Source organism: Novosphingobium sp. GW821-FHT09E05 (genome assembly GCF_059416165.1).
Genome location: NZ_JBWKOQ010000008.1, coordinates 42,435 through 54,115, shown reverse-complemented (window position 1 = coordinate 54,115; position 11,681 = coordinate 42,435). Strand labels below are relative to the sequence as shown.

Below are 11,681 nucleotides of genomic sequence, written 5' to 3'. Positions count from 1 at the left end.
GCAAACCGTGTGGTCCGCTGCGGTGAAACGCCCTCTAAGTCCCACCCGCGATTCGGTCAACACGGTTTTTCAAAAAAGCTTCATGAAACTTCAGGATCGGCCGTTTTCTGCGGATTTTCCGTTAGATAACCAGCGCTAGAGGCCCGGAGTGCCTTACCGGCGCAGTGTTTCGCATCCAATTGGGCGGACGAGGCATGCAGCCAGTCGCGCCTTGCCGCGTTCGCTGTCGCAGCAAGATTGCTTCGCCGGACTCAGGTGCTATCGCATTGTACGTGTCGAATACGTTCAGAACAGCCGCCCTGCCGGGCCACGCCGCGATGCTCGCGCTCGTTCTCGCGAGTGCGGGATGCACCGGTATGTCCCGCAAGGTGGCAGGCGCGGCGGGGCCGGTGGCCGAAGCGGCGGCCGATCAACCCGCACCGCCCACGCCCGCATGGTGGCGGGAGGCCGGCGACCCCGTGCTCGCGGCGCTCGTGCAGCAGGGACTGGATCGCAGTCAGGAACTGGCCTGTCAGGTTTCGGGTTTGCGCCGCTACGATCAGGAAGCGGAGCACGATGCCCGCCGCATCGGTGCCCGCCTCGGGCGGCTCCTTGGAGACAGAAGCGTCCAGCCCGTTCCGAATGCGCGCGACGGCAGGGTGGAGCGCGTGGCCACGCGGCGAGCCCGCATCGCCCGGCAGATCGCGCTGGCCTATGTCGATGTCAGGCGGCTGCAACGGGATGTCGCCGTGCGCAGCCAGCTGCGCGGCCAGTACAAGGACAATGCGGAAGTCGCCCAGTTCCGCCGTGAGGCCGGCCTCGCTTCGGCAATCGACGGTGCACTGGCCCGATCGCAGGCCGAAGTGGCGCAAGGCGAACTCGGCTTCGCGCAGGGGCGGCTCGAAGAGGCGATGGCCGAACTCGCCCGTCTCGTCGGCGATACGCCGGAGGCCCTTGCCGCCAGGCTGGGCGTGTCCGCGCCCATTCCCGATCCCCCGGTGGACCCGCTGGCGCTGGCCCCGCCCGAAGATCCGCGCCGCGCATCGCTGGCCGACGGCGTGCTGCGCGAGGCGCGTCTGGCCCAGGCGCTCGAGGAATCGCGCCGCACCGTCAGAGATGCCCGCAGCGCCTATCGCGCAGGAGCGGGCAGCTTCCCGGCGCTGTATGTCGCCGAAGCGGCGGCGACCGCGGTCGATCTCGCCCTGCTCGATGCACGCGCCGCACGGGTGACCGCGACGCTGGACCTGTGGTCCGCGCAGAACCAGGACTGGGCACGCGAGGGCCTTGGCCCGGTGGTCGCCGCGAGCCCGCCCGCCACGGATGAGACGATAACGGTGACCGCCGGCTGTGACTGAACAAGACACGCATACCCCGCTCGACGCCCTGCTGGGCGCCGCTCCGCGCCACGTCCTGCGCCACTGGCTGAGCCTGCTGGTACTGGCGCTGGCGGCGCTGGCCGCGCTGACGTTCTTCGTGCGCTTCGTGACGGGCGAGGATTCGCCCTATTATTCCGCGCCCGTCGAAAGGAGAGACCTCACCCCGCTGATATCGGAGCGCGGACAGGTGCGCGGTTCGGGCGAAGTGACGGTCACGGCGGGCCTTGCCGGGCAGATGACCTGGATTTCCGGCAAGACCGACGGCGGGGTCGAGAAGGGCGAACTGCTGGCGGTGATCGATGCCGCGCAGGTGACCCGTCTGGTCGAGATCGACCGCTCGCGGCTCGCCGCCGCGCAGGCCGCGCTCGAAGGGGCGCGCGTTTCCGCGCAGGATGCCGGATCGCGGCTCGCCCGCTTCGAAAGCGTATGGAAGCGCTCGGGCGGGCGGGCGCCGTCGCTCAACGAAATCGAACGGGCGCGGGCCGAAGCGCGCAGGGGCGACCTCGGTGTTGCCGCGGCGCGGGCGGAAGCCGAGGCGGCGCAGCTGCAGCTCAGGGACGACCGCGCGAAGCAGGCCGGCTCCGAAGTGCGCGCGCCGATCGCGGGAACGCTTGTCATGCGCCACGCCCAGCCGGGACAGCCGGTGGCCGAGCACCAGCCATTGTTCACGATCGCCGCCGGGCTCGCCCCGCTGACGGTGGAAGTGCCGCTCACTGCCCGGTCCAGCGCGCCGATCAAGGCGGGAACGCTGGCGCAGGTCCGCCTCGATGCCATGCCGGAGACACCGCAGTCGGCCACGCTGACGCTCATGCGGATCAGCCCGCCGCCGCAGTCCGCGCCGCCCCGCGCGGTGTTCACGATCGAGCGGCCCGACCCCAAGGTCCGCCCCGGCATGGCCGCGACGGTGGAAATCGAGCTGCCACGACGCAGCAATGTCCTCCTCGTGCCCAACCCGGCGCTGCAGTTCGAGCCCGCGACCGGGCAGAGCCACCGGCGCGAGCGGATCTACGTGCTCGAGGACGGGGAGCCGCGCCGGGTCTACGTGACCGTCGGGAGCAGCGACGGGAAGCGCACCGAAGTGTTCGCCAACGGCCTCGAACCGGGCGATCAGGTGATCATCGGTTGGCGGGACGCGACGAGCGGAACGGACCAGACAGGTCGCTGAAAGGTTTGCGGTGCAACAATTACGCCGTCCGAGCGTATTGGGCATCGAGGCAATAGCGCCAGCGAAGGGGTCCATTTCTGAGTATCGACGCGCAGATGTCGCGCCGCATGGCGGTCAGGCTGTTCGCAGCGCTTGCAGCGGCAAGCGCAATGCCCGGAGGAGTCCTCGCGGCCACCAGCGGCCGCCTCGGCGCCCCGGCGGCGTTTTCGTGGGAAATGCTGGTGGCCCGCGCCCGCGCGCAGGCCCGCAAGGCTTACGTCGAGACCGCCGACTCCCCGCGCGCCGCTGCCGACTACGATGCGGCGGTCAAGCTGACCTACGGCGATACGGAAGCGGTAGCGGGCAACGTCCGCCTGTTCCCGGCAACACGCGGCACCGCACCCAAGCCGGTGCGCATCGCCATCGTCGAAGGCGGGCAGGCGCGCGAGATCGTCGATACCGCCGGACTCTTCGTAGGTGATACCAACACCGACCCGGTCGGGTTCCGCGTCATGGATGCGGGCGGCAAGAGCGACTGGCTCGCCTTCCAGGGCGCCAGCTACTTCCGTTCCTCCGGCTCGCGCGACCAGTACGGCCTTTCGGCCCGCGCGGTCGCCGTCGATACCGGGCTTTCCAAGGGCGAGGAATTTCCCGCCTTCACCCACTTCTGGATCGAGCAGACCGGGCCGGACACCGTGCGCATCCACGCCCTGCTCGACGGCCCGAGCCTGACCGGCGCCTATGCCTTCGACTGCCGCAAGGGCGCCAGCCGCGTGACGCAGGACGTCACCGCCGCGCTGTTCCTGCGCAAGAACGTCGAGCAGCTCGGCCTCGCCGCCGCCTCCAGCATGTTCTGGTACGACCAGTCGAGCCCGCCCGCCCGGCGTGACTGGCGGCCCGAGATCCACGATTCCGACGGCCTCGCGATCTGGGCCGGCAATGGCGAGCGCATCTGGCGCCCGCTGGAGAACCCGCCGGTCGCCAGGCTGCATTCGCTGCGCGCGCCCTCGCCCAGGGGCTTCGGCCTGATCCAGCGCGACCAGGCTTTCGACCACTACCAGGACGACGGCGTGTTCTACGACCGCCGCCCCTCGCTCTGGGTCGAGCCCAAGGGGGACTGGGGCGCGGGCGCGGTGTGCCTCTACGAAATGCCGACCGAAAGCGAGACGATGGACAACATCGCCATGTTCTGGCGCGGCGACAAACCCGCAAAGGCCGGCGAGCGGCGCGACTTCGCCTATCGCCTGACCTGGACCTCGCAGGACCCGGCCGCCGACCAGGCCTCGCGCTGCGTCGATGTCTACGACGGTCCCGGCGGAATTCCCGGCGCCCCGCCGATGGCGGGCGTGCGCAAGTTCGTGTTCGACTTCGCCGGCCCTTCGCTGGCCGGACTGACCCGCGACAGCGGCGTGACGCCGGAAACCGACCTGCCCAAGGGAGCCATTGCCTCCGCCACGGCTTATCCCGTCGCACAGGCCGGGGCGCGGTGGCGCGTCATGCTCGACGTGAGGACAAAGGATTTGAACCAGCCACAGTTCCGCCTGTTCCTGAAGCGCGGCGACACCGCGCTCAGCGAAACCGTCATCAAGGCGCTGGAAGCATGAGCATGACCCCCGTCCCCAGCCTGCCGATGTTGCCCGCCGAAGCGCCGATGGCGATGCCGGTGCAGAACCTCTACGGCAACCCGCCCGGCGCGCGCGAGGTGCTCACCAGCCCGCACGGCATGCTGGTCAAGCGCCTGCTGCTGCTGGCGCTGACCGCGGTGATCGGCCTTGCCGCCTCGAGCACGGTGCGCATGGAGCTGTCGCGCGACGGGCTCGACTGGGTCGAAGTCGTGCTGCTGCTGTTCTTCGTGCCGCTGTTCTGCTGGATCGCCTTCGGCTTCGTCACCTCGACGATCGGCTTCCTCAAGCTCATCACCGGCGAGCATCCGGGCTTCACCGCCCTGCCCAGCCCCGCCTCCAGCCTGCGCCACCGCACCGCCGTGCTGATGCCGGTCTACAACGAGAGCGTCGAGGAAGTCTTCGCCCGCGCCCGCGCCATGGCCCACTCGATCGCCGCATCGGGCGGCGCGCCATGGATCGACTTCTTCATTCTCAGCGATTCGAACCCCTTCCACGGCAAGCGCGAGGAAGCCGCCGCACGCGAACTCGCCGCCGCAGCGCCGATCAAGGTCTATTATCGCCGCCGCGAGCAGAACACCGCGCGCAAGCCCGGCAACATCGCCGAGTGGGTCCGCCGCTTCGGCGCCGCCTACGAATGCATGCTGGTGCTCGACGCCGATTCGATGATGAGCGGTGACACCATCGTCGGCATGGCATCGATCATGGAGGAACGCCCCTCGATCGGCCTGCTGCAGACGGTGCCGATGATCACCAATGCGCGCACGCTGTTCCAGCGCTGGATGCAATTCGCGAGCGAGGCCTACGGGCCGATCGCCAGCGCCGGGCTACTGTGGTGGTCGGGCGCGGAATCGAACTTCTGGGGACACAACGCGATCGTGCGCACCCGCGCCTTCGCCGAATCCTGCGGCCTGCCCGAGCTTCCCGGCAAGGCGCCTTTCGGCGGCCACATCCTGAGCCATGACATGCTCGAATCGGCCCTGCTGCGGCGGCGCGGATGGGCGGTGCACATGGTCATGATCGGCGGTTCCTACGAGGAATTCCCGCCGACCATCGTCGACATGGCGATCCGCGATCGCCGCTGGATGCAGGGGAACCTCCAGCACCTCCAGCTGCTCGGCGCCTCGGGCCTGCACTGGGCCAGCCGCCTGCACCTGCTGATCGGCGCCTCGGCCTACCTGACCTCGCCGGGCTGGCTGCTGCTGATCCTGACGATGATCGGCCAGGTCGCGACCCGCGATACCGGCGGCTTCGTCACACTCGCCCCGCCCAGCGTGCTGGCGCTGACGCTGGTGCTGCTGTTCGGTCCCAAGGCGATGGGCACCATCTGGATGCTCGCCGACCGCGACCGTCGGCGCAGCTTCGGCGGCGCCAGCGCGATCCTGCGCACCGTGCCGCTGGAAATCGCGCTGGGCATGCTGCTCGCGCCGATCACGATGGTGACGCAGACCAAGGCGCTGCTCGGCCTTTTGCTGGGCATCTCGGCCGGGTGGAACACCCAGTCGCGCGACGCCCGCCGCATCCCGGTGCGCGAGATCCTGCCGGACCTGCGCGAGCATCTGCTGCTGGGCGCCGCGCTCGCCGCGACCGCGTGGCTCGACCCGATGACCGCGCTGTGGCTTTCGCCGATCATCGTCGGCCTGCTCGCCTCGCCCTGGCTTATCAGCACGTCGTCGAGCGAGGCGCTCGGCGACCGCGCGGCGGCGGCGAAGTTCTTCCGCGTGCCCGAGCCCGGCATCACCGAAACCCCGCGCCTGCCCAGCCCCGAGCCGCTCACCCCGCTCAAGGATCAGGCGGTCGTCGAGGCCTGAGGCGCGAACAGCGCGGCCGCCGCCAGCGGGGCGGATGGGAAGTAGAAATGCATGTAGCTCGCGATGAGCGAGCCTTGCCTATAGATCGCCTCGCCCTCGCGCCCGTCCGGCGTCGCCGCCCGCGCGAAAGGCGACAGCGGCGTTTCCAGCCGGGAATAATGGAAGGTATGACCGCGCAGGGTGCCGCGTTCCAGCGCGACCTGCTGCATGCCCAGCGCCGCAAGCCGTGGCTGCATGGTCACTTCGCCCGGCATCAAACCCAGCATTTCCGCCCGAGTCCCCTTGCCGTCGTCCAGCGCATCGCAGGTGTAGAGCATCCCGCCGCACTCGGCGAGGATCGGCCTGCCCGCTGCGTGATGCGCCCAAATCGACGTCAGCATCGGTGCGTTGGCCGCTAGCTGTTCCACGTGTAACTCGGGATAGCCGCCGGGCAGCCACAGCGCATCGCATTCCGGCAAGGCCTGGTCCCGCAGCGGGGAGAAGAACGAAAGCCGGGCCCCTGCCCGCTCCAGCCAGGCGATATTGGCGGGGTAGAGGAAGGCGAAGGCCTCATCCCGCGCCACGGCGATACGCTTGCCTGAAAGCCCGGCAACTTCGGGCGCGATTCCGCCTGGTGCCGCAAAAGCGACCGGCGGCGGCAGGTGCAGCGCCGCGTCGGCAAGCAGCGCGGCGGCGCGGGCCAGCCGCGCTTCAAGGTCAGCCACTTCGCCTGCCTGCACCAGCCCGAGATGGCGCTCGGGCAGCGCTACCCCCGCCTCGCGGGGCAGGGCGCCGAGCCAGGTCACGCCCGGTGGGACGCTCGATTCCAGCAGCTGCGCATGCCGCTCGCTCCCCACCCGGTTGGCGATCACCGCATGGAGGTCCAGCCCCGGCCGGTAGGTGGCGAGGCCGTGGACGAGCGCCCCGAAGGTCTGCGCCATCGCCGATCCGTCGACCACCGCCAGCACCGGCAACCCGAAGCGCTGGGCAAGGTCGGCGGCGCTGGGATCGCCGTCGAACAGGCCCATCACCCCCTCGACAAGGATCAGGTCCGCCTCGCCCGCCGCCTCGTGCAGGAGCCTGCGGCACTCCGCCTCGCCGCACATGAACAGGTCGAGCTGGTGGACCGGCGCCCCGCTGGCCGCCTCCAGCACCATCGGGTCGAGGAAATCGGGCCCGCACTTGAACACCCGCACCCGCCGCCCGGCGTCGCGGTGGCGGCGGGCGAGCGCGGCCGTCACCAGCGTCTTGCCCTGCCCCGAGGCGGGGGCGGCGACCAGCAGCGCCGGGCAGTGCCTGATATCCATATCGTTCATCGCCCCGGCACCTATTGGGCCGCGCTTCCCGGCGCAAGCATAGGCCACTTGCGCCTTGGCTCGCCGCACGATAGTTGCCCGCCTTGCGACAGGTTCCCCGCGAGGGGATCAAAAGGGAACTCGGGTGAAATCCCCGGGGCTGCCCCTGCAACTGTAAGCGGAGAGCCATCGGCCATCACGCCATTGGGACCCTGCAAGGTCCTGAGAAGGCGGCCGGACCGGCACCGACCCGTGAGCCAGGAGACCTGCCCGTCGCCGTCGTTCTTCGACCGGACAGGGTGTGCCGGACGAACGGGGTATAAATCCTCGCGTGACGACAGCCACAGCCTCGTGGGCCGCCCGGCCTGCGGGGTCGATGCCGTCTGCTTGAAGGAAGTACCGTTGTATCATAAACTTACCGCCGTCGCCGTACTCGCTCTTACTGCGAGTCCCGCACTCGCCCGTGACGACGCCCAGGCCTACCCGAACGACACCGGCAGCGACCTGGACAGCGGCAACGGCGCCGCCGACCGCATCGTCGTCACCGCCCTGCGCACTCCCGTCGCCGCGAGCCGCGTCTCCTCGACCGTCACCGTGCTCGACGAGCCCGCGATCGTCGCCCTCCAGCCTGTCGCCGTGACCGACGCGCTGCTGCGCACGCCGGGCATCAGCCTGTCGCGCAACGGCGGCTACGGCACCACCACCTCGCTGCGCATCCGCGGCGCCGATGCGGGGCAGAGCGTCATGGTGATCGACGGCATGCGCCTGTCCGACCCCTCGTCCACCGCGGGCGGCTACGGCTTCTCCAACCTGCTGCTCGACGACATCGACCGGATCGAGATCCTGCGCGGGCCCCAGTCGATCCTGTGGGGCAGCGACGCGATCGGCGGCGTCGTCAACGTGCGCACCCGCCGCCCGGCCGAGCCGCTCGAAGGCAGCGTCGTGGTCGAGGCCGGCACCCACGACACCGTCTCCGCCCGCGCCGGGGTGGGCGGCACGTCCGAGGCGATCGACTGGCGCCTCGCCGCCTCGCGCTTCACCACCGACGGCATCTCCGCCCGTTCGAACGGCACCGAGGCCGACGGCTACACCCGCAGCGCCGCCAGCGGCACGGTGACGGTGCGCGTCGCGCCGGGCGTCAGCCTCGACCTGCGCGGCTACTGGTCGAAGTCCAACAACGACTTCGACGGCACCAGCGGCGACACTCTCGCCTATGGCCTGACGAAAGAGTGGTCGGGCTACGCCGGGCTCAACTTCGCGCTGCTGGACGGCAAGCTCGTCAACCGCGTGGCGTTCCTCCAGGGCGAGACCGACCGCGCCAACTACGACCCGGCGCGCAAGATCCGCGCAATCAGCTTCGACGCGCACGGCCGGGTCCGCCGCTACGAGTACCAGGGCACCTACACCGCCTCCGACGCGGTCCAGGCCGTGTTCGGCGCCGAGCGCGAGGAACAGCGGATGACCACTGCCTCGCCCGGCAACAACACCGCTCCCTATGTGCTGACGCCCACCAGCGTGGACACCAACAGCGTCTACGGCGAACTGCGCATCACGCCCGTCACCGGCCTGACCCTGAACGGCGGCGCGCGCTATTCCGACCAGTCGCGCTTCGGGAGCAACACCGTGCTGAGCGCGGGCGCGGTCTACACCCCCAACGCGGGCGCCACGGTCCTGCGCGCCAGCTATTCGGAAGGCTACAAGGCCCCCTCGCTCTACCAGATGTTCAGCATCTACGGCGTCGCCGACCTCAGCCCCGAAAAGGCCAAGGGCTGGGAAGTCGCCGCCGAGCAGAACTTCGGAGAGGCGCTGCACCTCGCCGCCACCTGGTTCCAGCGTGACACCGACAACCTGATCGACTTCGCCTATTGCCCGACCGCGGGCGCGCAGCCCGCCGTCTGCTATATCCCCGGCACCACCACGACGCGCTTCGGCTACTACGCCAACGTCAAGGCGGCCAAGGCGCGCGGGCTTGAGCTTTCCGCCTCGGGCAAGCTGGGCGTGCTGTTCGCGAACGGCAACTACAGCTGGATCGAGGCCGAGGACCGCACCGCCGGCGCCACCTACGGCCGCCAGCTCCAGCGCGTGCCCCGCCACCTCGCCAATGCGGAGGCCGGGATCGAGCTGCCGCAGGGGCTGCGCGCCAGCGTCGCCGCGCGCTATTCAGGGGAGAGCTTCAACGCCGCCACCGGCACCGCGAAGCTCGACGACTACTGGCTGGTCGACCTGCGCGCGCAGTGGCAGGTTACGGACGGCCTGACCCTGCAGGCCCGCGCCGAGAACCTCACCGACAAGGACTACGAGACGGTCAGCGGCTACGGCACCCTGGGCCGCACCGTGACCTTCGGCATAAGGAGCCGCTTCTGATGCTCGAACCCGTCGCGCCCGGCCCCTCGGTCGTCGTCTGCAACACCTGCAAGCTCAGCGCGGACGTGCGCGAGGACGACCGGGGCCGGCGCGGCGGGGCCTTGCTGGAAGAGGCGATGCGCGAAGTGCAGGCCGCCGACCCGAAGCTGCAGGGGGTGGCCGTCCAGGCCATGCCCTGCCTCTTCGCCTGCACCCGTTCCTGCACCGTCCACATCCGCGCGCCGGGCAAGGTCGGCTACGTGCTGGGCGACTTCGTGCCGGGCGAGGACGCCGCCCGCGCCATCCTCGAATATGCGACTGCCCACGCCGCCAGCGAGGAGGGCCGCGTGCCGTTCCGCGAATGGCCGCAGGGCGTGAAGGGCCACTTCATCACCCGCACCCCGCCGGAAGGGTTCGTCTGCACATGATCCGCTTCGATGACCCCCCCGCCTTCGCCGCCGCGCTTGCCGCCCTGCCCGGCCCGGACGCCGCCAGCCGGGACGCCGCGTATCATCGCCAGTCGCGGCTGACCAAGCCCGCCGGTTCGCTCGGGCGGCTCGAGGACATCGCGCTGTTCATGGCGGGATGGCAGGGCGCCGAGCGTCCGCACGCCGACCGGGTGCAGGCGGTGGTCTTCGCCGGCAACCACGGCGTCGCCGCGCGGGGCGTGAGCGCCTATCCCCCCGAAGTGACCGCGCAGATGGTCGCCAACTTCGAGGCCGGGGGCGCCGCGATCAACGCGCTCACCCGCGCCTGCGGAGCCGAACTCTCGGTCGTGGCGCTCGATCTCGACCGCCCGACCGGCGACATCACCCGCGAACCCGCGATGAGCGCGGCCGATTGCCTCGACGCGCTCAATCAGGGAGCAGCCTCGCTCAAGGCGGGCACCCAGCTCCTCCTCGTGGGCGAGATGGGCATCGGCAACACCACCCCGGCCGCGGCGCTCTGCGCGCAGGAACTCGGCGGCGAGGCCGGCGCATGGGTCGGGCGAGGAACCGGGCTCGACGATAGCGGCCTCGTGCGCAAGGCGGCGGCGGTCGAAGCCGCGCTCGCGCTCCATGGCGCGGGCTGCACCGACGCCTTCGAAACCCTGCGCCGCCTCGGCGGGCGCGAGATCGCCGCCATGGCCGGCGCCATCCTCGCCGCGCGCCTGCAGCGCGTCCCTGTGCTGCTCGACGGCTTCATCGCCTCCGCCGCGATCCTGCCGCTGGCGCGGGGCAGCCGCGCCTTCACCGACCACTGCATCGCCGCGCACTGCTCGGCCGAGGCGGGCCATGCGCGCTTGCTGGAAGCGCTCGGCCTCGAACCGCTGCTGCGCCTCGGCCTCAGGCTCGGCGAAGCCAGCGGCGCCGCGCTTGCCGTGCCGATCGTGCAGGCCGCGCTCGCCGCGCACGGCGAAATGGCGACGTTCGAGGAAGCGGCGGTGGCGGGAGCGCGATGAGCGGCCTGCTCGTCCACCTCATGCGCCACGGCGCGCCGGTGGTGCCGGGCCTGCTGCTCGGACACCGCGACGATGCAGCCCTGCCCTCGGGCACCGCGCGGTGCGTGGCCGGGGCGCAGGGGCTGGACTTCGCACATGTCATATCCTCGGACCTCGTCCGCGCGCTCGACCCTGCGATGGCCATCGCCGAGGCACAGGGCCTGCCCCGCACCATCGACCGACGCTGGCGCGAACTCGACTTCGGCGCCTGGACGGGCCTCGCGCCCGCCGAGGTCGACCCCGCCGCCCACGCCCGCTTCTGGGACGATCCCGAAACCCACGCTCCGCCGGGCGGCGAGTGCTGGTCACAGCTGCGCGCGCGCGTGGGCGAGGCGCTGGCGGGGCTGGACGGTCCCAGCTTGGTCCTCACCCACGCGGGCGCGATGCGGGCGGCGCTTTCGGTCTTGTTCCACATGGAACATCGACAGGTCTGGGCCTTCGACCTGCCGTATTCCTGCGTCCTGTCGCTCAGGGTCTGGCCGGGCGAGGCGGCGCAGATCGTGGGACTGAAGACGTGAAGGGCGAAGAGCTGGGGCCATCGCGCCAGACCCCTTTCCCGTCGTCCTTGCGCCCGCAGCAGCCTTGCGCGCTCCTTGCTGGCGCAGGCTTTCCATGTCTCCCGGCTCGCGGTGGGCACCGGGATCCACCTGCG

General features: G+C 70.6%; 9 protein-coding genes and 1 riboswitch. Of the genes, 8 read left to right on the top strand and 1 reads right to left on the bottom strand.

What is annotated here, in order from left to right:
- Positions 1–356 precede the first annotated feature (356 nt).
- The 4 genes from AC07M9_RS19825 to mdoH all read left to right on the top strand — a co-directional run bounded on the left by AC07M9_RS19825 (position 357) and on the right by mdoH (position 5,932).
- Positions 357–1,334, top strand: coding sequence for an RND transporter (locus tag AC07M9_RS19825; RefSeq protein WP_494886187.1), 978 nt, complete (start codon positions 357–359; stop codon positions 1,332–1,334).
- A complete protein-coding gene (locus tag AC07M9_RS19820) occupies positions 1,327–2,520 on the top strand; it encodes an efflux RND transporter periplasmic adaptor subunit (RefSeq protein ID WP_494886186.1) in 1,194 nt (397 codons plus the stop codon). Before AC07M9_RS19825 ends, AC07M9_RS19820 begins: the two co-directional genes overlap by 8 nt.
- Before the next feature lie 95 nt (positions 2,521–2,615).
- Positions 2,616–4,103: an OpgD/OpgG family glucan biosynthesis protein gene (locus tag AC07M9_RS19815; protein WP_494886184.1), complete on the top strand. Its 1,488-nt coding sequence runs from the start codon at positions 2,616–2,618 to the stop codon at positions 4,101–4,103.
- Entirely contained in the window at positions 4,100–5,932 is a 1,833-nt protein-coding gene (gene mdoH, locus AC07M9_RS19810) for a glucans biosynthesis glucosyltransferase MdoH (protein ID WP_494886182.1), read from the top strand. Before AC07M9_RS19815 ends, mdoH begins: the two co-directional genes overlap by 4 nt.
- Here mdoH and AC07M9_RS19805 read toward each other — a convergent pair.
- Positions 5,911–7,227 (bottom strand): cobyrinic acid a,c-diamide synthase CobB, encoded by a 1,317-nt coding sequence (locus tag AC07M9_RS19805; protein ID WP_494886181.1) that lies wholly within the window; start codon positions 7,225–7,227, stop codon positions 5,911–5,913. The genes mdoH and AC07M9_RS19805 overlap by 22 nt on opposite strands.
- Positions 7,228–7,300: 73 nt before the next feature.
- Positions 7,301–7,494, top strand: a riboswitch (cobalamin riboswitch).
- A 114-nt stretch (positions 7,495–7,608) separates the two neighbouring features.
- Between AC07M9_RS19805 and AC07M9_RS19800 the strand changes: the two genes are divergently transcribed.
- Genes AC07M9_RS19800 through AC07M9_RS19785 form a run of 4 tightly spaced genes read left to right on the top strand, consistent with a single transcriptional unit; the run spans position 7,609 to position 11,547 of the window.
- Complete coding sequence (locus AC07M9_RS19800) at positions 7,609–9,570, top strand: TonB-dependent receptor plug domain-containing protein (protein WP_494886180.1); 1,962 nt, start codon at positions 7,609–7,611, stop codon at positions 9,568–9,570.
- Positions 9,570–9,977: a DUF1636 domain-containing protein gene (locus tag AC07M9_RS19795; RefSeq protein ID WP_494886179.1), complete on the top strand. Its 408-nt coding sequence runs from the start codon at positions 9,570–9,572 to the stop codon at positions 9,975–9,977. The genes AC07M9_RS19800 and AC07M9_RS19795 overlap by 1 nt, the downstream gene beginning before the upstream one ends.
- On the top strand, positions 9,974–10,990 hold the full coding sequence (cobT, locus tag AC07M9_RS19790) for a nicotinate-nucleotide--dimethylbenzimidazole phosphoribosyltransferase (RefSeq protein ID WP_494886177.1): 1,017 nt from the start codon (positions 9,974–9,976) through the stop codon (positions 10,988–10,990). Before AC07M9_RS19795 ends, cobT begins: the two co-directional genes overlap by 4 nt.
- A complete protein-coding gene (locus AC07M9_RS19785; RefSeq protein WP_494886176.1) occupies positions 10,987–11,547 on the top strand; it encodes a histidine phosphatase family protein in 561 nt (186 codons plus the stop codon). Before cobT ends, AC07M9_RS19785 begins: the two co-directional genes overlap by 4 nt.
- Positions 11,548–11,681: the final 134 nt, after the last annotated feature.

Bases quoted from the DNA above. Each gene is read 5' to 3' on its own strand.
- AC07M9_RS19825 (WP_494886187.1), top strand. From the start codon at position 357: ATGTCCCGCAAGGTGGCAGGCGCGGCGGGGCCGGTGGCCGAAGCGGCG.
- AC07M9_RS19815 (WP_494886184.1), top strand. From the start codon at position 2,616: ATGTCGCGCCGCATGGCGGTCAGGCTGTTCGCAGCGCTTGCAGCGGCA.
- mdoH (WP_494886182.1), top strand. From the start codon at position 4,100: ATGAGCATGACCCCCGTCCCCAGCCTGCCGATGTTGCCCGCCGAAGCG.
- AC07M9_RS19805 (WP_494886181.1), bottom strand. From the start codon at position 7,227: ATGAACGATATGGATATCAGGCACTGCCCGGCGCTGCTGGTCGCCGCC.
- AC07M9_RS19795 (WP_494886179.1), top strand. From the start codon at position 9,570: ATGCTCGAACCCGTCGCGCCCGGCCCCTCGGTCGTCGTCTGCAACACC.
- cobT (WP_494886177.1), top strand. From the start codon at position 9,974: ATGATCCGCTTCGATGACCCCCCCGCCTTCGCCGCCGCGCTTGCCGCC.
- AC07M9_RS19785 (WP_494886176.1), top strand. From the start codon at position 10,987: ATGAGCGGCCTGCTCGTCCACCTCATGCGCCACGGCGCGCCGGTGGTG.